At 44.9% G+C, this 21,276-nt stretch carries 23 protein-coding genes and 2 tRNA genes; 13 read left to right on the top strand and 12 right to left on the bottom strand.

The window, feature by feature from the left end; all coding sequences use genetic code 11:
* Positions 1–9 precede the first annotated feature (9 nt).
* From hisH to O8C68_04150, 4 genes are all read left to right on the top strand, one after another.
* A complete protein-coding gene (hisH, locus tag O8C68_04165) occupies positions 10–621 on the top strand; it encodes an imidazole glycerol phosphate synthase subunit HisH (protein ID MCZ7394997.1) in 612 nt (203 codons plus the stop codon).
* Complete coding sequence (locus O8C68_04160) at positions 611–1,984, top strand: AIR synthase-related protein (protein ID MCZ7394996.1); 1,374 nt, start codon at positions 611–613, stop codon at positions 1,982–1,984. Before hisH ends, O8C68_04160 begins: the two co-directional genes overlap by 11 nt.
* Before the next feature lie 62 nt (positions 1,985–2,046).
* Positions 2,047–2,310, top strand: coding sequence for an AbrB/MazE/SpoVT family DNA-binding domain-containing protein (locus tag O8C68_04155; protein ID MCZ7394995.1), 264 nt, complete (start codon positions 2,047–2,049; stop codon positions 2,308–2,310).
* Positions 2,307–2,561 carry a DUF433 domain-containing protein gene (locus O8C68_04150; GenBank protein ID MCZ7394994.1) on the top strand — a complete coding sequence of 85 codons (255 nt, stop codon included), beginning with the start codon at positions 2,307–2,309 and terminating at the stop codon, positions 2,559–2,561. Before O8C68_04155 ends, O8C68_04150 begins: the two co-directional genes overlap by 4 nt.
* Positions 2,562–2,679: 118 nt before the next feature.
* Here the strand turns inward: O8C68_04150 and O8C68_04145 are convergent, their stop codons facing one another.
* From O8C68_04145 to O8C68_04120, 6 genes are all read right to left on the bottom strand, one after another.
* Positions 2,680–3,474, bottom strand: coding sequence for a hypothetical protein (locus O8C68_04145; protein ID MCZ7394993.1), 795 nt, complete (start codon positions 3,472–3,474; stop codon positions 2,680–2,682).
* Entirely contained in the window at positions 3,474–4,028 is a 555-nt protein-coding gene (locus O8C68_04140; GenBank protein ID MCZ7394992.1) for an adenylyl-sulfate kinase, read from the bottom strand. The genes O8C68_04145 and O8C68_04140 overlap by 1 nt, the downstream gene beginning before the upstream one ends.
* A 10-nt stretch (positions 4,029–4,038) precedes the next feature.
* On the bottom strand, positions 4,039–5,121 hold the full coding sequence (locus O8C68_04135; protein MCZ7394991.1) for a hypothetical protein: 1,083 nt from the start codon (positions 5,119–5,121) through the stop codon (positions 4,039–4,041).
* Entirely contained in the window at positions 5,118–6,374 is a 1,257-nt protein-coding gene (ahcY, locus tag O8C68_04130; GenBank protein ID MCZ7394990.1) for an adenosylhomocysteinase, read from the bottom strand. Before ahcY ends, O8C68_04135 begins: the two co-directional genes overlap by 4 nt.
* A gap of 690 nt (positions 6,375–7,064) precedes the next feature.
* Positions 7,065–7,177, bottom strand: a tRNA-Gly gene (locus tag O8C68_04125).
* Between the two features lie 180 nt (positions 7,178–7,357).
* A complete protein-coding gene (locus O8C68_04120) occupies positions 7,358–8,098 on the bottom strand; it encodes an ArsR family transcriptional regulator (GenBank protein ID MCZ7394989.1) in 741 nt (246 codons plus the stop codon).
* Positions 8,099–8,195: 97 nt separating this feature from the next.
* Here O8C68_04120 and O8C68_04115 point away from each other — a divergent pair, with 97 nt between their 5' ends.
* The 6 genes from O8C68_04115 (at position 8,196) to O8C68_04090 (ending at position 12,039) form a co-directional block, all read left to right on the top strand.
* Complete coding sequence (locus tag O8C68_04115; GenBank protein MCZ7394988.1) at positions 8,196–9,221, top strand: methyltransferase domain-containing protein; 1,026 nt, start codon at positions 8,196–8,198, stop codon at positions 9,219–9,221.
* A 25-nt stretch (positions 9,222–9,246) separates the two neighbouring features.
* A complete protein-coding gene (lysA, locus tag O8C68_04110; GenBank protein MCZ7394987.1) occupies positions 9,247–10,527 on the top strand; it encodes a diaminopimelate decarboxylase in 1,281 nt (426 codons plus the stop codon).
* Positions 10,528–10,655: 128 nt separating this feature from the next.
* The gene (locus tag O8C68_04105) at positions 10,656–10,976 is read left to right on the top strand and encodes a hypothetical protein (protein ID MCZ7394986.1); all 321 of its coding nucleotides are present in this window, start codon (positions 10,656–10,658) and stop codon (positions 10,974–10,976) included.
* Complete coding sequence (locus tag O8C68_04100) at positions 10,948–11,388, top strand: ArsR family transcriptional regulator (protein ID MCZ7394985.1); 441 nt, start codon at positions 10,948–10,950, stop codon at positions 11,386–11,388. Before O8C68_04105 ends, O8C68_04100 begins: the two co-directional genes overlap by 29 nt.
* Before the next feature lie 34 nt (positions 11,389–11,422).
* Entirely contained in the window at positions 11,423–11,824 is a 402-nt protein-coding gene (locus O8C68_04095) for a DUF126 domain-containing protein (protein MCZ7394984.1), read from the top strand.
* Positions 11,821–12,039 (top strand): hypothetical protein, encoded by a 219-nt coding sequence (locus tag O8C68_04090; GenBank protein ID MCZ7394983.1) that lies wholly within the window; start codon positions 11,821–11,823, stop codon positions 12,037–12,039. The genes O8C68_04095 and O8C68_04090 overlap by 4 nt, the downstream gene beginning before the upstream one ends.
* Before the next feature lie 68 nt (positions 12,040–12,107).
* Here O8C68_04090 and O8C68_04085 read toward each other — a convergent pair whose 3' ends face one another.
* From O8C68_04085 to O8C68_04070, 4 genes are all read right to left on the bottom strand, one after another.
* Complete coding sequence (locus O8C68_04085) at positions 12,108–12,587, bottom strand: hypothetical protein (GenBank protein MCZ7394982.1); 480 nt, start codon at positions 12,585–12,587, stop codon at positions 12,108–12,110.
* Between the two features lie 220 nt (positions 12,588–12,807).
* A complete protein-coding gene (locus tag O8C68_04080; protein MCZ7394981.1) occupies positions 12,808–13,680 on the bottom strand; it encodes a GIY-YIG nuclease family protein in 873 nt (290 codons plus the stop codon).
* A 258-nt stretch (positions 13,681–13,938) separates the two neighbouring features.
* Positions 13,939–14,010 (bottom strand) — tRNA-Gly (locus O8C68_04075).
* A 189-nt stretch (positions 14,011–14,199) separates the two neighbouring features.
* Positions 14,200–14,643 (bottom strand): hypothetical protein, encoded by a 444-nt coding sequence (locus tag O8C68_04070; protein ID MCZ7394980.1) that lies wholly within the window; start codon positions 14,641–14,643, stop codon positions 14,200–14,202.
* Positions 14,644–15,081: 438 nt separating this feature from the next.
* Here O8C68_04070 and hisD point away from each other — a divergent pair, with 438 nt between their 5' ends.
* The 3 genes from hisD (at position 15,082) to O8C68_04055 (ending at position 20,058) form a co-directional block, all read left to right on the top strand.
* Positions 15,082–16,368, top strand: a complete 1,287-nt coding sequence (hisD, locus tag O8C68_04065) for a histidinol dehydrogenase (protein MCZ7394979.1) — start codon at positions 15,082–15,084, stop codon at positions 16,366–16,368.
* Positions 16,365–19,790, top strand: a complete 3,426-nt coding sequence (locus O8C68_04060; protein MCZ7394978.1) for a DNA polymerase II large subunit — start codon at positions 16,365–16,367, stop codon at positions 19,788–19,790. The genes hisD and O8C68_04060 overlap by 4 nt, the downstream gene beginning before the upstream one ends.
* Positions 19,791–19,929: 139 nt before the next feature.
* Positions 19,930–20,058: a hypothetical protein gene (locus O8C68_04055; protein ID MCZ7394977.1), complete on the top strand. Its 129-nt coding sequence runs from the start codon at positions 19,930–19,932 to the stop codon at positions 20,056–20,058.
* A 161-nt stretch (positions 20,059–20,219) separates the two neighbouring features.
* On the opposite strand, the gene O8C68_04050 is transcribed toward O8C68_04055, so the two are convergent.
* Together O8C68_04050 and O8C68_04045 are read right to left on the bottom strand one after the other, a co-directional pair.
* On the bottom strand, positions 20,220–20,411 hold the full coding sequence (locus O8C68_04050; GenBank protein ID MCZ7394976.1) for a hypothetical protein: 192 nt from the start codon (positions 20,409–20,411) through the stop codon (positions 20,220–20,222).
* A complete protein-coding gene (locus O8C68_04045; protein MCZ7394975.1) occupies positions 20,371–21,222 on the bottom strand; it encodes a hypothetical protein in 852 nt (283 codons plus the stop codon). The genes O8C68_04050 and O8C68_04045 overlap by 41 nt, the downstream gene beginning before the upstream one ends.
* Between the last annotated feature and the right edge of the window lie 54 nt (positions 21,223–21,276).

Genomic DNA, 21,276 nt, shown 5'->3' with positions numbered 1-21,276 from the left:
TAGTGCAAAATGAAAATCGTAATCATAGACTACGGACTCGGAAACCTTCGGAGCATCGAAAAAGCCCTCCAATACGTAGGTGCAGACGTTGAAATCTCAAACGAACCCTCGGCAATCGACCGCGCCGATGCCCTGATACTCCCTGGAGTTGGAGCATTCCGCGATGCGATGCTGCATTTTTCCACGCTTGAGCGCGTGGTGAAGGATGCTGTGGAAGAGGGAAAACCGCTTCTGGGGATATGCCTTGGCATGCAGATGCTGGCTTCCGAGAGCGAGGAAGGAGGATTGCACAGGGGCATTGGTATAATCCCGGGAAGGGTGACAAGGTTTCCATCGTCCGAACTGAAAGTTCCCCACATGGGATGGAACTCGATTATTATCAAAAAGAATATTCCATTGCTAAAAGGCGTGGATAACGGCTCATTCGTGTATTTTGTACATTCCTACCATGCAAATACGGAAGAGAAATATGAGGCTGCAATGTGCGATTATGGGTTCGAGTTCCCTGCAATTATCACAAACGAAGCCGGAAACGTTGTAGGCACGCAGTTCCACCCTGAAAAAAGCGGGATAATTGGGCTTCGCATGATTGCGAATTTTGTGGAGAGTTATGGACCTTGAAGGCTATGCCAGACGGGGTATCCTGAGAAATGATAAGGCTCTCAAGGCGAAGTTAGCCGACAGGATACTTGAGATAAAAAACATCTCGCGAAAGCATGCTGAGGAGATAGCAAATGCAGTTATTGTGGAAGCAAACGCCACCATGAACCCAAAAGGCGATATACTCACGTCTATAAGCAGCGGCGTTACAATGGGAGAATTCGGCGTTGGCTCACGCGGCGGCGGTGATTTCTATACCCATGAGAAAATTGCGGAGGTAATAGGTAAAACTTCCGCAGTCGTGGATTCCTCGCATCTTGACGATTCGGGCGTTGTTCGTGCCAAAGGTACGTATCTTGTGGTGACCATAGACGGCATGCATTCCAGGCTCTCGGACTTCCCTTTCCTTGCCGGCTTCCATGTGGCGCGCGCAGCCCTTCGTGATGTGTATGTCATGGGCGCGCGCCCTGTCGCCCTTTTCTCGGACATACATGTGGCTGATGATGGCGATGTGGCAAAGATATTCGACCATATCGCAGGCATCACGACAGTCTCGGAACTGACAGGTGTGCCCCTGATCACAGGCAGCACGCTTCGGATTGGCGGCGATATGGTGATTGGAGAGCGGATGACAGGCGGCGTGGGCGCCGTCGGGGTAGCAGAGAGTCTGACTGCGCGCATACAGGCAAAGCCAGGAGATATTATACTCATGACAGAAGGCGCCGGAGGGGGGACGGTCTCGACGGCTGCGCTTTATTACGGGATGCACGATATCGTGGATGAGACGATTAATCTCAAGTTCATCGATGCCTGCGAGGCGCTGTTAGAGGCGGGGTTGATCGGGAAAATCCATGCAATGACGGACGTGACAAACGGAGGCGTCAGGGGTGATGCGAAGGAGATTTCAAGGACGGCATGCGTTAAACTTGTCTTCGAGGAAGAAAAGATGCGCTCGCTTGTGAATAAAAAGGTGCTTGAAATGCTCGATTCACTTGAGATAGATTACCTTGGAGTATCGCTGGATGCGCTTTTGATAATCGCACCGCCTGAGCATGCGGATGAGATTATGAAATGTGTGCACAGAAAGGGCGTGGCTATCGATGTTGTGGGGAAAGTCGAGGAGGGTAAGGGAGCTGAATTGATTATTAATGGGGAAGTTCATGATTTTACGCCGAGGTTCAGGGAGTCTGCCTATACTCCCATCAAGAAGCTCGTGGGTGAGAAAACCCCGAGGAATTTTGAGGCTATGAAGAAGGCTGTGAATAGGGCGGCGGCGCAGGCGGTTGAGAAGAAATGGAGGGTGGTTGAGAGGATGCGGAGTGGAATCTGTCAAACATCGAGCCAAACCCACGAGCCAGCGCCTCAAGGGCGGCGCCTTTCATAGGCATAATCTACCGATGGAGTGCACCATTTATTTATACACCCGCCGCTCATAATATTGATAATATGAGTTCCGAAGTCGAAATCGCAGAGGTGGATGCCAAAGGAAGGATACTGATACCCGAAAAAGTTCGTGAAGAAATCGGTATCCATCCCCATGACAAATTAATCCTTGGAGTAAAAAACCACACTCTCATCCTCGCCAAAAAAGAGACAAGCGTGTTCGACCTTCAGCTAAAAGAAGTGGCAAAAGGTACACTCAAAAAAGCCCTGATATTTGAGCGCAACATTGATAAAGCAGGCAAAAAAGATATGCCGGTGGCTTCATGAAACAAAAATACTTATGGCGATACATCGTAACCGACCCTGCTATCTGCCACGGCACGCCGACCTTCAGGGGAACACGCATCTCAGTAAAAGATGTGCTGGAACAGGTGGAGAACGGCATGGCATGGGAGGCAATTATCGAGGAGTGGCATGGAGCCTTAAGCAGAGAGGCGATTGCTGAAGCTATACGACTGGCTCGTGAAGCTCTGATTACCCATGCACCTGAACTGATGCCGGAGCCTGCCTGCGCATGAACGTTCTGGATGAGAACATACCAGAAAGCCAGCGTCAGCTTCTTCGTGGCTGGCGCATCCAGGTTCGTCAAACAGAAAGGAGCACCCCTCCTCTCATGGGCGGCGCCGTTCATAGGCGTTATGCCAATGTTCTCACAACTTTATCATGAAGTTCTTTGTTCTTCGTCCCGATTATCGACATGCCTGAAGCCTTCACATCGTTGTTAAGATTATTACCCTCAAGGTCGGTCAGGAAACCTCCCGCCTCTTTCAGTATCAAAGAGGAGGCCATGATATCATAACCGCTCACAAGCCCTCTTGTATCAATAACCCCGTCAAGCGTTCCGTCAGCCGCATAACACATATCAAGCGCGATGCTCCCAAGCGCCCTCATTATGATTGATTTTTCAAGCTCTATAAGTCCTGCCGGCACACGAGGTACGCCGTAAGAATATACCGATACCACGGGTTTTGGTCGTGTGCCGGGTTTCTTGCTCTCCACCAGTTTACCATTTAAAAAGGCGCCTTTTCCCTTCTCTGCGCAGTAAATATTCCCCTGTATATCGCAAATCACCGACATTTTGATATCATCGAAGGTCGCAATATCGGTTTTTTCCGTGTATGCAAGCGAGGTACAAAAAAAAGGAATACCGCAGGTGGCGTTGGTAGAGCCGTCTATCGGGTCAAAAATCAGCATGAAATCAGGGCGCTTGCCGACGATGCGGTCGCCGAGTTCCTCTGATATTATTCGTGCAGAAAGCCCGCGGGTTAAAAGCGCCTCATCAAGCGCACGTTCAGCAGCCATGTCCATTTTGCGCGTTATATCCTTGGGGCGCTGCGCAATCATCTCGCCGTAATCTACATGCTCACGTATGAAAGAGGAGATAACATCCCTGATTTCAAGTCCTATCTCAACAAGGGTTTCAATTTTCATCAGCTTCTGCCCTCATGCGACCCGAATAACGCCATAATGGCATCGGCAACTTTTCTTGCACTATCATCAGGCTTCATTTTATCGGTATCGACCACTATTTCAGGTTTCATAGGCTCTTCGTAAGGGACATTGACGCCCGGGACGGTTGCGCCTGTGCGTACTGATTTTTCATATATTCCCTTTGGCGAAAAAACCGCTTTTCTATGGGCTTCACGTTCCATGCATACGGAAAGTGAGCATCTGACAAACACTTCGGCAAAACGAGGGATCATTTTGCGCGCAGCATCACGGTATTTTCTCCTGTTCGCTGTGGCATCGATAAAAACATTGACCCCGCTCTCAACAAGGAGTTTTGCCATATAGCCAAGTGACAGATATACAATGTCCCGCTCTTCATCCGTGTATTTAGGGTCTGGAGTAAGAACACGTCGAATTTCATCAAGCTGAAGGAGCTTGACATCAATACCTTTTTTCTTAAGTAAAGCCGCTGTCCGGTGGGCAATCGCCGTTTTCCCGCTTCCCGGAAGACCTGTGAACCAGACCGCAAAAGCCATTTCTTTTATCCTACAAATATGAATTCACATTCTGATAATCAAATTCTTCGCTGTCAAGTATATTATGGATAAAATTAAAAATTTTTGTCCGCACGCTTGGTTCGAGATTGGGATACCAGATCGGACTTGCCACCACAACGCTGCGGAATACATAAAAAGGCTGGATTACCCGCAATAGTTCATCGTCGCCTGTTTTTTCAAGGTAATTCTTGAAAAAGATTTCATACAGTTCCTTAAAAGCTCCGTCAAGCTTTCCATACTTTTGCAGGGAATAGAAAATATAGTTCATTGTTATGGAAGAAACATCATCCGCCGCCTCACCCCATTCGCCGCGGCTTCGGTCAAGCACGGTAAAATCCGTGCCTTCGCGGAACATGATATTCCAGGGATGGAAGTCACCGTGTGTCATGCACAGGCGATGGGTCTTCCCTTTGATTTTATAGCGCCAGTCAACGCATTTCTTTTCGATTTCGCAAAGCGCCTCCCAGCCCACAAAATCGAGGTTATCAGGATAGCTGTCCAGCAATCCCATGATGCATTCCCCGTGCCCCACAATATCCCTGATTTTCCGAAGATACAGTTCGCGGTCATCGTGCTTGCTGGCATGGATTCCGGCAAGATAAGTGGACATTGCCAGAGCTCTTTCCATATCAAGAGACTTAAGCCCTTCCTTCTTTATTCTCTCAAGGTCAAGGAAATACTCTTTTCCCTCTATTTTATCCATTAAAATGAAATATTCCTCTGCTTTCCCTGCCGAGAAAAGCTCACCTTCATGCGTAAAATATCCCACGTCAAGCGAGCGTACATGCTTCGGTAATTCATTGAAAGTCGAGTTTTGCCAGATGAGAATCGCCGCCCTGTCTGAAAAATGGTCATGCCCAAAGCCCTTCTGCACGCGCATGGATGAGAGCACGATAGAGTGCTTTTTCCCGTTTGCTTCGAATTCAATAAGATAAGGCTTGCCGTAGCCGAACCATTTTATGCCTTCCTCGATCTCGGAAGGTACGGCGCCCAGCTCGCGGATGCCGGTTACTCTTGCTTCGCCGTATAATCCTGTTAAATATTTCTCAACAGCTTGTTTCTTTAAAATCATGTTCCCAGAGTCCAGGAATGAAGGTATTTATCCTGCTCTTCAGTCAGCGTCTCTATCTCAATGCCCATTGCCTCAAGCTTGAGCTTAGCCACACGGCTATCGATTTCGACCGGAACTCTGTAAACCTGGTTCGAAAGTGTCCTGCCTTCTTCAGCAATGTATTTAACAGCAAGTGCCTGGTTTGCAAAACTCATATCCATGACCTCAGGCGGATGCCCGAATGCGCTTGCGAGGTTTACAAGCCTGCCTTCTGCAAGCAGGTATATCCTGCGGTTGTCTTTCAGGACATACTCCTGCACATCGTTCTTGATCTGGTTGACCTTTGTTGATAACTTCGTAAGTGCCGGGATGTCAACTTCCACATTGAAATGCCCCGAATTGCACACTATTGCCTGGTCTTTCATGGCTTCGAAATGCTCCTTCCGGATGGCAGATACATCGCCAGTGACTGTAATGAATAAATCCCCGACTTTTGCAGCTTCCTTCATGGGCATGACCCTGAATCCGTCCATGACAGCCTCGAGAGCTTTTCTCGGCTCTACTTCGACCACGACTACATTGCTCCCCAAACCTCGCGCCCGCGAAGCTACACCTCTGCCGCACCAGCCATAGCCAGCCACAACGACTGTTTTTCCTGCAAAAAGGATGTTGGTGGCATTCATTATACCATGTATGGTGCTCTGACCTGTGCCGTAGCGGTTATCGAACATCATCTTGGTCTCAGCATCGTTTACTGCGATTACAGGGTACTTCAGGGCGCCTTCTGCAGCCATTGCCCGCAGCCTGATTACACCTGTGGTTGTTTCTTCGCACCCGCCTAATATGCCTTTTATCATTTCCTGGTGCTTTGAATGCACAAGTGCTATGGTATCCGCGCCGTCATCCAGGGTGATGTGGGGCTTTATCCTGAGCGCTTCTTCAAGGCACTCGTAATACTGTTTCTCGTCCTCTCCTTTTATTGCAAAAACCTTTATTCCCTCGCTTGCGAGGGCGGCAGCCACGTCGTCCTGAGTGCTCAAAGGGTTTGAAGCTGTGAGCGCGACATTCGCACCTGCGGCTTTCAACGCATGGATGAGATTGGCTGTTTCGACCGTGACGTGAAGGCACGCCACAACGTTTATCCCTTCAAGCGGTCTTTCCTTCTCGAACTGCTCTTTGATTTTCGAAAGTACAGGCATGTGTCTTCTTGCCCATTCGATTCTCTGTTTCCCGGCGCCTGCAAGTTTTATATCTTTTATAACATAATTTTTCATCAAAATCCCTTTATTTGTAAAACAGATGCCAAATGCCCGATATACTTATTAAATCTGTTGGTTTTTATTTTGGATTATCAGGATTATGCGGCTTTCGAAATTACTTAGGCTGGGTAAAATATAACGTGAATAAAATAATACTTATAATAAGGAGCGCGATAATTAAATAATAGTTCCAATGGTTTCTTATCGGGGTTTTTATTAAATAGCGGCTCCAATGGGTTTTTATCTGGATTTTTTCTGCCTCACCTGTTCCTTTAGCCTCAGCCGGCACTGAAGGAACGGGGCTTGCATGAACTTGAATGTCTTCTTTTTTAGATTCTAAAGGAGATTCCGGCTGTTTAAGAAGTAGTGTTGGTTTTTGCTCGCTTGTTCCTTCTACCCCTGCTGGCACTAAAGGAACTGGGCTTGCATGAATTTGAATGTCTTCTTTTTTAGGTTCCAGAGGAGATTCAGCCTGTATAAATGGTGCTGGTTTTCGCTCGTTTTCGGTAATTATCCCCTGGGCAGCGGAAGGTAGATGCTCGCTGCAGAAGCTGTTCCCATTAACAACATATTCAGCCTCTTTCCCGCATTTGATACATTTTAAAGCCGTAATAAATCACCACTTTCTTTGCTAAGCAGTCAGTAACTGCGATATTGCATTGGTTATATAAATACTATGCCATAACAATTGAACTTCGTTAGAAGTGCGGCTGCCGGGATTCGAACCCGGGTTAGAGGCTGTTTCCCTCCTTTGATCAGGCTTTTGCCTGCAAAAGGTTGTTGGGAAGCCCCTGTCATAACCGCTGGACCACAGCCGCACATTTTGGTTCTTTGATTTTTCCTTAGTCCAATCGAGCCGGAGGCGAGATGGACACGCCCTCCAGAGGCGTGACTCTGGCCGTTCTGGACCACAGCCGCATGATTGTTTCCATTCTGACAACCGCAAGAACTCATATGCCTGTTAATTATTCAAGCAATATATCGTTTATGGTTATAATTTATTTTTCTTCAACCACAAATTTACAGTGACGATACCCGGTTCCGTGACATTCTGTTTCTCTAACGTTGTAAGCCAGGTTCAATCTGCTTGAAAAAACCCCTTCCATAATCCCCTCATCCATAGAACACAGCGTTTTTCCCACATCTGGCATTTTACTGCAGTGGTGACAATTATTAACGAGTAATGCAGGCTTTCTACCTTCGATAACGGTCATATCCCCCAGCTTATGATTTTCCCAGAAAAAAGAAATTTCGTTTAAAATATCCTCATAATTCTTTGATTTAAACCCCGCCCCGATCTTTGTTCCTAGATCATTTCCCATTTTTTTCAAAATCGGTTTTGGGTCAATGCCATATGCCTCCATGCCGTATCGAAAACTGCAAAATAGTTTTTCTTTCAATGATTCTCCTCTCAATATGGATGCTGCGATCTCATCCAGATGCTTGTTATATTGATCATGTAAGGGACGCTCAGAATATGCCAGATAGAGAGCATTCAATACAAAATATTTTTTGCGCTTATCGTTCAGGAATGTTTTCTCATGTATCAGGTTTAATTCCTCAAGGTCGTGCAAATGCACAGAAATTGTGGACTTGGCTTTTTTGGATTTTTCCACAAGCTCATCAAAGGATGTAGTGCCATTTGAGAGAAGTTCAAGTATTTTCAACTTAACAGGGCTGTCCAGGGCTACCATACCATTATCGGTCGATAATAGTGCCGTAGTCCTGTCCGTCTCCATGATTTGTAAATAGTCTTAGTTATATAAATAATGTTCGCTTTTGTACGAAATTCTTTTTGATACAACATAAATATTAATCCATCAAATATGATTGCCAATGACCCGCGATAAACACACGATTAAATTCTCAAAACCGATTGTATCAAATAAGGAGGGTTTGCAGCTTGCCACTCCTGAAATCGTGGCAGAATACATTGCAAAAAGGTTAAAGACTGATGTAATCGCAGACCTCGGATGCGGAATCGGAGGGCAGGTTATTTTTTTTGCAAAGGAATGTAAAAAGGTATATGCAGTTGAGAGAAATCCGAAAAAGCTTGAGTACGCGAAGCAAAATTGCAGCTTATACAACGTCAGCAATGTTGAATTCATCCTGGGCGATGCACTTTCGGAAGATGTTAAAGCAAGGGTATCCGACACTGATATTATCTTCTCAGACCCGGCACGTGCATTATCCGAGGAAGTTCGTACACTTGAGAACCTTGAGCCGCCGCCCATCGAAATTTTGAAAATGTATTCGGACGTAACACAAAATTTTGCGTTCCATGCCCCGCCGCAGATGCCGCATGAGCGGATAACTCTTGACTGCGAGCGTGAGTATCTTTCGTTGAACGGGCAGTTAAACAGGCTGACGTTATATTCTGGCGTTCTCAAAAGATGCGAGAGAAGCGCCGCAGTTCTTCCTGAAAACGCATGGCTCTCTTCTTCGGATGCGCCTGTGATCAAAAAGTGCTCTTTGCAAGAGTATGTTTATGAGCCGCAGCCATCTGTCGTGAAGGCACTGCTTTTGAATGAGCTGGCTCAGACAATAGCAGAAGCGGGCAGGGAAATTTTCTGTTTTAAAAGTGACGAGAGACGCACCCTTCTGACATCCTCCGAACTTATTGAATCGCCATTTTTTAAGGACAGGTACAGGGCAGTTGGCAAAACACAAAAGGATATTTTGACATTGAAAGAGATTCTGAATTCAGAAAAGGCAAGAAATGTCGTCCTGCGTCTTGATATTGAACCTGAAAAATACTGGCAGTACAGAAAGATGCTTGAGAAGGGATTGACTGGCAGCAGGACACTGCATGTGTTCGGGTTCGGGGATGAGGCAGTGGTGTGCGAGAAGATAAAACTATAATATGATATCAGCCAATTGTGCACCTATGTTCACAATGGAAAATCATCTTGAAATCCGAAACAATCATCTTATCATCGGCAGGGCTGATACCACAGAACTTGCAGAACGATACGGCACACCGCTTTATGTCACCAATGAGTCACGCGTCATTGAGAATTTCTCTTCGTATAAGAAAGCATTTCCGCATGCAGACATATATTATGCTGCCAAAGCCAATGGGAGTTTTGCGATCTTAAGGATACTGGCAAAACAGGGAGCCGGCGCAGATGTCTTTAGCTACGGCGAACTCTATATGGCGCTTCTTGCCGGAATTCCGAGGGAGAAAATCCTCTTTAACGGCAATTCAAAGACAGACTTTGAGCTTCAAAAGGCAGTGGAGATAGGCGTAAAGGTATCCGTGGATTCAAGGGATGAACTGCATACCTTATCTCAAATCGCACAAAAAGCGAAGAAGGAAGTGGAGATTGCATTTCGCGTGAATCCTGATGTCTCACCAAAGACGCATCCCAAAATCTCAACCGGACTTCGGACTTCCAAATTTGGAATACCATCAGGGGAGGTCGTGGACATCTATCGAGAAGCCTCAGAACTTCCGGGAATCTCTCCATGCGGTATGCACTGCCATATCGGTTCGCAGATACTGGATACTGCGCCTTTTCGAGAAGCGATGCACAAAATGATGGACCTCGTGGAAAAAGTGACCGCACTTGGGATCGACCTCAGTTTCGTTGATATGGGCTCTGGTCTTGGCATACCATATAAGAAGGATGAACGTGCGCCTACGCCGCAGGACCATGCTGATGCTATTCTCCCCGTATTCGAGGAAAGAACAGGCGCACTGGGAATCTCCCCGAAACTCATCCTTGAGCCCGGGCGCTATATAGTGGGCGACACCACTATCCTTTTAACCCGCGTTAATACAGTGAAGAAGGCGGCAAAGAATTTTGTGGGGGTGGATGCAGGTTTTAATCTCTTAATCCGACCTTCGATGTATGAATCCTACCATTATGCTGTCGTGGCAAATAAGGCAGCCTCGCCTCCCGGGGATACATACACCATCGCTGGACCGATATGCGAAACAGGGGATATTCTTGCCCATGACAGGGAACTTCCGCATATTGAAAAGGGGGATCTGATAGCCCTTCTGGACTCTGGTGCATACGGGTTCAGCATGAGCAGCCAGTATAATGGAAGACCAAGGTGCGCCGAGATACTTGTGAAGGACGGGGAAGCCGATGTCATAAGGGAGAGGGAGGATGTTGAGGAGCTGATGGCTAAGCAGAGGCTTCCTGCGAGGTTACTTTGAGAGTGGAATTTGGGTATCTCTTTTCGCGTTCACGTTAACATCTTCGAGCTGGGCAGTATTTTAGTCATTTCTTGGACTGTAATGATAAAATATATGTGTGATTAAAACACACATGTATTGGTGAATTATTGGCAAAATATCTGATAAACAAGTCTTATCAAATCGCTGAGGATGAATTCATAGATATCATGATTGTCACTGTCCCGAAGTCTAAACAGTTTCCAAATGGTGTTAAGTATGGAATAAACTACCGTGTTTTTGCAGGGCATGAATGGATCGAGTTAATCAGATACGATAATGCACATGGTATAGGTGAACACCGCCACATGTTCGGCGAGATAAAACCTACGGGAACCATTCATCCTGAAAAAATAATTAATGAGATGATAAAGATAATAAATGAAAGGAGAAGCGAGATAGATGAAATTAAAAGAAGATCAAAGGGCTAAACTCTCAGGAACATTGAAAGCGCAGTATGTTGAAGTCATCATTATTCCAAAAGAGGAATACTTCAAAGGATTGAATGATTTATTCGAACAGGCTCATAAAGGTAAACTAAAACCTCAGCCGCGCCAGATAGTCGTGAGTTCCATCAATGACCTCAACAGCATCCTTACACCGGAACGTGTGAAAATACTCCAGACAATACGCGAATCCGAACCGCAGTCTATAAGCGAACTTGCTGTTCTTCTGGGCAGGGATCGAAGGAATGTTATCCACGACCTTACATACCTTAAAGGGCTGGGATTTGTGGATTTTGAGGATGAAAAGAAAGCTAAGAGAGCTAAGAAGCCGACTGTGGATTATGATGCTGTGCATGTGACGATACCGATTTCGGGGGCATCGGCAGTAATTGCTTAAAGTTATGCCTGCCTTCGATATTTAGGCGGATTTAATGATTAAACTAAAAGCCCACACAGTCTCCCGCGGAAAAGCGCAAGGTGAAGCTCTCGTTACCACCCAGCCTATTTCATTCCTTGGCAGCATAGATACGAAAACCGGCATTGTGATTGAAAAAGGGCATGAACTTGCTGGAAAGAGCATAAAAGGAAAAGTGCTTGTATTTCCGGGCGGGAAAGGTTCGACTGTGGGCTCGTATGCGATTTACCAGCTCAAGAAGAACGGCGCTTCTCCCTGCGCCATGATAAATATCAAAGCCGAGCCCATTGTTGCAGTGGGCGCCATCATCTCCGATATCCCGCTTGTGGACAGGGTGGAAAAGAACCCTCTTGCTGCGATAAAGACCGGGGATAAGGTTTTAGTGGATGCGATTGTAGGAAGCGTGGAGATTCTATGAGCGACGAAAAAGGTTTTATGGAAATAAAAATGAGCTCCGGCTGGTTTATGACCATCACACTTGCGAAAAGCGACAGGTTTGAGGAAGGGAAGGAGTATGTGGAGATAGCCAAGGAAAGAAGCGGGCAGAAGCGCGGAAGGTTCAATCTTAACCCGAAGTATGTAAGAGCGCTGGGAGAGGCGCTTATGAAGTTTGCGGACGAGAATAATCTTTAGGATTTGTGCACGCATAGGAAATTATAAACGTATTTATTCCAATATACAATATATTCCTGATGATTGATCTATTGCTTTCCTAAGTAGTTCCTAAATGCGGAAGACATTGCACTTGTGCGTTGGGAAAAAAGATTTGAACAAAAATCGTATATGTCATTATATTCATCAAAATCCGTTATACCTAAATAATCAATTAATTTAGTTTCATCGTTTTTAGATAATGATAAATATTTAAATATACATCCAAGAAGATTGGGTTTATAGGGTTCAGGCACAAGTTTCAGCATATACTTCCATTTTGATTTTGAATTCAAAATTTTCAATTTCTCAATCTCCTCCATAACCTTATCTCTTCTTGTTTTTATATCTCCTGGAATATCTCCAAGTTTGGGAATAAGTGATAATGGAAGGCTGGAGGGATAATCACCTATAAATATAGACGCATGACCTATTGAATTATCCCTATCCTTATAACTAAGTTCATTCCAGAATCTCTTCAAATCTCTTATTTCAGATTCGCTTCTCTCTATATTGAAAACATTAAACATATTCTCTCAACTTATATATCTATTCAAATATATATTGCTTCTGGTGATATATCCAAAGAAAAAGACGTTTCAATTCGTATTGATAGTTATCCTGATGTGTTGCACATCTTAATTGATTGAACCTAAAAACAAGCTATATTTCGCATATACTTTCATTGCATTAACTTTTTTGTTGGTAATTTTGTCAGGATATAATATATCATAATAACCCCCTGTTTAGTCAATTTAAATTTAGACCAAATGATCTTGTTCCTAATTTTTCTTTTGCTCTCTTTTCCCGATGTATAACATCATCTTTTGTAGAACTATATAGAAGTATTTCTAGGATAGAAAATCTAAAAGAATTATACTTTTCTGGGTTAGCTTTTAATATTTCAATTAATTTCTTGTTTCCTCCATCTTTTGTTTCTATATAATTTTTCCAACGTCCCCATATACCCTTTTCATTATAAGCCGAACCAATATATTGTTTTCCATCTGTTTCATCGGTTATTAAATATACACCCTTTACTTTAGATAAAGCATGATACCAATCTTGGTGAGCCTCTTCGTTTTTTATTATTTGCTCTAGATCATGCCATTTAAGGGAAAAATCTAAGAATCCAGGAAATCTCGTAAAAAATCCTTTTGGAAGAATCTCAACAATTTTTTTCTCTCCTTTCTCTCCTTTCTCTTTTTTCTTTATATACCATTGATGCCACTTTCTTTCACCTCCTCCCCAATCAATTACTAACCTATCGGTAAGGCTTTCAAGATATTTTGTTTTTTCAAGTGTGTAGAATATCCTTTTTCCATCTGGTTTCCAAACATCACTGCATTCCTTCACTACATCAGTAAGTTCATACTTCTTTTTGCCTTTTACTTCATATATACCTTTGAATATTGTCTTTTTCGAATACTCATCGACAAGAAAAGAAATAATAGCATCACATCCATTAAAAACAGGATTTCTTTGAATTGATTGATATACATCAAACATTCCATTTCTAATTAATTCCAACTCACTATCTTCTTTTATTACATGTCTTATTATCTTTACATTTTCATAATCGAAATTAATATCAAAAGCCTTCAATATATTTCCTATGTTCATATAAGCTCCTTAACTCAACAATTTAACTTCTTTTAACGATTTGATACCTATTAGTTTCTCTTGAATTAAGATATTATACACCTCTCATAAAAAACCATTTCCCAATATTAACGGTCAATTATTGTATATGAGCCGAGATAGAGCCATCAAAGCAATAATGAGGATTGCGCCCCCGCCCTAAAGTGAGCACGCAAAAGCGAATGTGCGCACGACCGCGCAAGAATAGCCCTTCGGAGGTAAGCGCATGTACGGGGTTTATGCGCCGGTCGGGACTCGAACCCGAGTTTAAGCGTTGGCAACGCTCAGTGATAACCACTACACTACCGGCGCAAACCGAAGTGGGGCATTCACTTAATATTTCAATCCGTATTAATAGTTTTCATTCTGACGACTAAAAGCCTGGAATAAGGTTCTGTCAAGTCTGCGTCTGATTAGAATTGCTGTCAAAATTCGTCTGTTTAGGTTGCTGGATTGCCCAAAACGGTGAATTTGCTTAACAGATTATTACATAGGGCTTTATCATGTTGTCTTGCTTTCCATATCGATTTTATGCAATTCAAGATATAGCCTATAAATAAAGAAAATACCATATACAAAACAAAAAAGAAATAACCATATGGCAACCGTTTTGATTAAGAGCACATTACTTTCATCTAGTCCTAGATAGCCAGATACACCTATAATAATAAGACTTGCAGACGCCACTACAAATAAAGCAAAAAAGTTTTGAATATCTTTTTGCATATGCGCTTTTCTTCTGCGCAATTTACATATTAATTCCAGTATATCATCATCACGGGTTTGTTCGCTTTGATTTAGTCGATCACAGATGTTTCTAATCATTAAATCAGTTGTTTGTATTCCTTTAGCGGATTCTCCTCTGCTGTGAAATAATATCTGAAATGTTAATGCTAGAAGAGCAACACCAGCTATTGTTATAGCACCTTCAAGTATAATCGGCATTTTTTCACCTTAAATAAAAAAAACCGCTTTTAGTTCTCAATTCCACATTTATTGATTTGGGATGCTTGCTCCGAATCCAAATACCATGCCACTACGTTTTTCAAAAATGTAATAGCTAAATATATACTAGCCCCCAAAATCAAGCTATAAGTTATTGCATTTCCAGATTCGATACCCTTAATCAAAGAATAATAAATGAAGACCAAAGGCATGAGAAGGGTAAGCAACACTTCGGGCGAATTGATATCTGTACAAAACTTAATACCACCTAACTTATGCATAGACACACCTCTCGGAAACCACAATAAGTTAGTTGATTTTATCGCTATATAAAATTATCGCTGTTCAAAAATTATAAAAATTATTACAATAATGATTCATTATGATGCTATCTTGAATAACAATCTTTATCTAATTCCAGCCTGAAATCAGCATGTAATGTTGATCAAGCCTATTTCTGAACTTTCAGCTAAAGAAAAGTCAGGGCTGTTTAACCGCGGGACAGGGCTTCAGGATGTGATGGAGCCTGTAATTTCAATACTCAGGGATGTAAAGGAAAATGGCGATGAAGCCCTCAGGCGATACACGCTCAGGTTTGATAATGCAAGCATAAGCGAAATTGAAGTTCCACATGATGAAATTGATTCCGCACTTGCGTCGGTTGATAAGAAACTTATTTCACATCTTAAAAAAGCAGCTTCCAATATCCGTGCATTCCATGAAGCGCAGGTCTCAAAAGACTGGATAAAGGAATTCTCCCCGGGAATCAGGCTGGGGCAGCGGGTTACTCCTCTTGAAACCATAGGTGCATACGTCCCGGGCGGCAGGGCTTCGTATCCCAGCACAGCCCTCATGACCGTGATACCCGCAAAAGTGGCTGGTGTAAAGGAAGTCGTAGTATGCACCCCGCCGGGGGCTGATGGAACAGTAAACCCTCTAACCCTTGCGGCTGCTCATATTGCAGGTGCTGACAGGGTATTCCGCGTCGGGGGTGTGCAGGCGATCGCAGCCATGGCATACGGGACCGAGACCATACCGAAGGTGGATAAAATCGTGGGACCAGGCAATGTATATGTTACCGCAGCCAAGATGGCGTGCGGGACTGCGATAGATTTTCCCGCAGGACCGAGCGAAGTTCTGATAATAGCGGATGGCTCTGCCAGAGCCCCTTTTATTGCATCGGATATGATTGCCCAGGCAGAGCACGACCCGAATGCGATCTCCATCCTTGTTACTACCTCAAAAAACCTTGCAGAAAAGGTAAAACAGGAAATAGATTTGCAGATGAAAAGCGAAGCGAGAATCGAAATCATAAGAAAATCCCTGGAAAATGCAGCCATACTCACGGGAAATCTTGACGAGTGTATTGCATTTTCAAACAAGTTCGCGCCTGAGCATCTTGAAATAATCACAGAGAAGGATATCCTTTCCAGGATAAAGCATGCCGGCTCGATATTTATCGGCTCTCATGCGCCTGTCTCAGCCGGGGATTACGCCTCTGGCACCAACCATGTGCTTCCCACCGCGGGATATGCACGAATGTTTTCAGGCTTGAACACCGATCATTTCGTGGTAAAATCAAGCGTCCAGATAATCGAAAAAAGAGGGCTTGAGAATATAAGCGAGACGGTTATCGGTCTTGCCGAAGCTGAAGGGCTTTCTGCCCATGCAAATGCTGTAAGGATAAGAAAAAATAACACCGGGAACAAGGAGTACGATAAATGAAATTCGCCGCCAGCGATGCGATGCTGGGGTATTTTAACGGGCTTGAAATCGAGCTTGGACGAGCAATCGACCTCGCAAACCGCGCGCGCGCAAACGGCGCCGACCCTTCTCCGAATGTGGAAATACCAATAGCAAAAGACCTGGCGGACAGGGTTGAAAAACTCCTTGCCATCGAGGGTGTTGCGAAAAGGCTTCGTGAACTTGAGACCACCATGGGACGCGAAGAGGCTGCCCTGCAGCTTGCTCTTGCTGTGGCTAAAGATGAAATTGTACACTTTGAATCCAAAAAAGATGCCATCGAGGCTGCTATAAGGGTGGCAATGGCTGTTCTCACCGAAGGAGTTGTGGCGGCACCGATAGAAGGGATTGCCAGGATCGACCTTGCAAAAAACGATGACGGCTCGGATTACATCAGGATTTATTATGCCGGACCCATAAGAAGTGCCGGCGGTACAGCGCAGGCATTATCCGTACTTGCTGCGGATTATGTGCGTGCAAACCTCGGTATTGCACGTTTTATACCAAGACCTGAAGAAATTGAGCGGTACGTTGAAGAGATCACCGCATACAGGCGGGTTGCCAATCTCCAGTACCTTCCAACCGAAGACGAAATACGCCTCATCGTGAAAAATTGCCCCATCTGCATCGACGGCGAGCCCACGGAGGAGGCAGAGGTAGAGGGGCGGCGCGATCTTGCGCGCATCGAAACGAACAGAATACGCGGCGGCATGGCGCTTGTCATAGCAGAAGGCATTGCGCTCAAGGCCCCGAAGGTGAAAAAACACGTGGATAAACTCAGGCTTGGCGGCTGGGAGTGGCTTGATAAATTCAATGTTACCGTTAAAAGCGATGACGCTTCAGCGCAGCTAAAACCAAAGGACAAATACCTGCAGGATTTAATCGCAGGCAGACCTGTTTTTTCCTATCCTTCACGACCCGGGGGATTCAGGCTCAGGTACGGCAGAAGCAGGAACACGAGTTTTGCCGCGGCTGGTATCAGTCCTGCAACGATGGTGTTGATGGATGATTTCATAGCGGCTGGTACCCAGATCAAGGTTGAGCGCCCGGGAAAAGCCGCCGGTATAGCGCCTGTGGATACCATCGAGGGACCTACGGTACGTTTATTCAACGGTGATGTTCTGAGGGCGGATACTGCCATCGAAGCTCTCAGGATAAGACCATCTGTACAGAAGATTCTCGATATCGGTGAGATTTTAATAAATTACGGGGATTTTCTTGAGAACAATCATCCCCTTGTGCCTTCTTCATACTGCTACGAATGGTGGGTACAGGAACTTGCCGCAAAAACTTCTATAAAGGAGTCACCTGAACTCAAAAACCCGGATCAAAAAACAGCACTCTCGTTATCGGATACCCATAAAGTGCCGCTTCATCCAAAATACACATATCTCTGGCATGATATTTCTCTTGATGAGTATACAGCATTGGCTGAATATATCCAGAAGAACGGTATATATGGCGAAAAGCTTTCATTCCCGCTCGATGATAAAATAAAAAACATCCTTGAAACCCTTCTTGTGCCCCATATCGTACGTGAGGGGCAAATCCACATCGAAGAGCCGCTCCCTCTAATGAGATGTCTTGGGCTTGACTCCAATCTGAAAAAGAATTGGACAGGGCTTGAGCCCACTATCATGGATACAGTCTCAAAAATCAGCGGAATAACTATTCGAAGCCGCGCTCCAATCAGAATCGGCGGCAGGATGGGAAGACCTGAAAAATCGGATAAGCGCGAAATGAAACCTGCGCCGCATGTGCTTTTCCCTATCGGTGACGCTGGAGGAAGAAAGCGTTCTCTGAAAAGCGCAAAAGAATATATTGACAACGACAACGGTGGGGAGAAAAGTACAGATTTGAGAGCCGGGCTATCTTTCCAGAAAGAAAAGATCGGGACAATAAAAGTCCAGGTAGGAGAGCGAATCTGCCCATCGTGTAAAACAAGGACTTTCAAGAACAGGTGCACGTGCGGTAAATTCACGCAACCTGTGCTTAAATGCAAATCCTGCGGGATCGAGGTAAAGACACGTTTATGCCCAAAATGCAAAAAAGAGACCTCGTCTGTCACCGAGATGGAGATAGATTTCAAATCAGAATACCAGCTTGCCCTGAATAACGTGGGCGAGAGGGATAACTTTGAATCAATAAAAGGTGTGCTCGGTCTCATGTCAAAAAACAAAACGCCTGAGCCCCTGGAAAAAGGCATTCTGCGCGCAAAACATGATATCGTGATGTTCAAGGACGGAACGGTGAGATACGACCTCTCTGACCTGCCTCTTACCCATATCAAGCCAAAAGAGATAGGCGCTGATGTGGAAAAATTAAAAGAACTGGGATATGTGAGTGATATATATGGAAAACCGCTAACCGAAGAAAATCAAATACTTGAACTCAAGGTGCAGGACATTGTGGTCTCAAAGGACTGCGCCGAATACCTGTTAAAGACCGCAAGGTTCATCGACGACCTTCTGATAAAATACTATAGAGTAAGCCCATATTACAATACAAACAGCGCAGACGGTCTTATAGGAGAACTGGTAATCGGTCTTGCTCCTCATACCTCGGCTGGCGTACTGGGGCGCCTGATCGGGTTCACCAATGCATCCGTGGGCTATGCCCATCCCTACTTTCATGCCGCAAAGCGCCGCAATTGCGATGGTGACGAGGACTGCGTGATGCTGTTGATGGACGGTCTTTTGAATTTCTCGCGCTCGTACCTTCCCGATAAGCGCGGGGGACAGATGGACGCGCCTCTTGTGCTGACCACGCGCATAGACCCCAACGAAATCGACAAGGAGGCGCATAATATAGATGTCCTTTTCAGGTATCCGCTTGAGTTCTATGAAGCCACGCTCGGATACAAAAACCCCAAGGATATCGTGGAGCTCATGGATACCGTTAGCGGAAGGCTTGGCAAGCCAGCGCAGTATGAGGGCTTCGGCTTCACCCATGACACAGCGGATATCGCAGCCGGGCCCAGGAACAGCGCATACAAGACGCTCGGGAGCATGATAGATAAAATGGATGCGCAGCTTGCGCTTGCAAGGAAAATAAAGGCTGTGGATGCTCAGGATGTTGCAGAGAGGATTATAAACTCGCATTTCCTGCCCGACCTTATCGGAAATTTGCGCTCGTTCTCAAAGCAGAAGGTGAGGTGTACGAAGTGCAATGCCAAGTACAGACGCCCGCCGCTGCGCGGAAGCTGCCCGAAGTGCGGCGGGAATATCGTGCTTACGGTGCATGAAGGTTCTGTGAGGAAGTACCTTGAGACCTCACTTCGCATAGCGGATGAGTACAATGTGAGGCATTATACGAAGCAGCGGCTGGAGCTGCTTGAGCTTGAGATGAGTTCGCTGTTTGAGAGCGATAAGGTAAAGCAGAAGGGGCTGGCGGACTTTATGTGAATACCAAGGCTAAAAGTCTGGTACGCTTTAACCTGTACAGGTGTCTGGCTCCCACAGCGACGAAATCGATAACTTTAAATGCTTATAAGACTCCATCATAATTGGAGACTGTCATCCTGAGAGGATGCCATAGATATAAATGAATAAGAAAATATCAGAAATCCACCAAAAGCGAGATGTATTGATAAAAACCGGGGGAAAAAAAGAATCTGAAGCGCTTGAAGCATGGATGATCGAAGAATACTTCGTTCCATATCAGGCATCGTAACAAAAGTTAATTGTATGGAGTGATAGAATGGAGGTAACGGGAGTTTGCAGTATCTGTGGACGTCCGGGAAAGCTATTCACATGCATGCTGTGCGGAAGTCCTGTATGTTCACGATGCCTTGCAAAAGAGGGTGTCTGCGTTCGCTGCTCGCACGGCAGGGTCTATTCGGCTTCGAGAGCATAGAAATATCTTGAAGATATGGAATCGGTGATAGATTTTAGAAGCAGGTTTCTTGATTTTTCATCCTCCGCGACAATACCAAATATGCCAAGAGATATTGAGATGCTTGCATGGAAAGGTCCGCCTGTTACTTCACCCCAGTCCTCGAATGCTTTCCTGAGGATATTTTTCATATTTAAGTTCCATATTCTCAGACTCTGCATAGATATGGATTTTCGCTGAATCCACAGCAAACACAAGAGCGGTTGAAACCCCTTCAATATCCAGCAGGTACCTGCATACCTTGGGAATGGTAGAGGGGTCTTTTACATAACCCACTGTTGTAAAAAGATAAGCTCCTTTTATCATTTTATTATCGATTGCACGGGATAAATCAGTGAAGGTTTCAAGCCTGACCGAGGGATGCTCGAGGCTCAATAGTAACTCCACATCCACATATTTATGGATAAACCAGTATGCTTCGATGTCATCATGCATGAAGTTGGTTGTCAGTGTCTTGGTTTTGTCTCTGATCGCAAAAAGAAGAATCGTAGCCAGTTTTTTGTCTATTGCCACTCCGAGTCTCTTTATATATTCAATCATAATGCTTGATGTGGTTTCGGTGGCTCTTATATCACGGTAAGCGGCGCGTATTCCTTCTGTTTTGCCCAAGGTGTGCCCGATTACTATTGCCGGGGTGAATTTTTCGCCTGTCAGTTCTGTGGGCAGAAAATCTACAAAAGCAGTCAGGTTCTGGGATTGTGAGATTTCCTCGGCTTTCGTCACATCATCCACCAGTATATTAAGAAGGGTCTTATTCTGGATTGTCCCTGTATAGTATATGTCTGCATCCATATTGTAATACTCTGCGATTCGTTTCAACGCAAGTGAGCTTGCAAGCGAATCCGAATCCGGGTTGTTTCTGGTGTAGATTGTAAGCCTCCTCCCCGGTGACAATAATTTCTTAAAAGCCCGCCGCTTCCAGAAAGAAAAACTCTCGAACATTTTACTGCTTATATTGATATTCCTCTGGATATACGTTTTGCAGTTACGATTTGT

The organism is Candidatus Methanoperedens sp. (assembly GCA_027460525.1).
Taxonomy (GTDB): domain Archaea; phylum Halobacteriota; class Methanosarcinia; order Methanosarcinales; family Methanoperedenaceae; genus Methanoperedens.
Note: the sequence above shows the minus strand (reverse complement) of the source record. Positions and strands in the feature narration are given on the sequence as shown.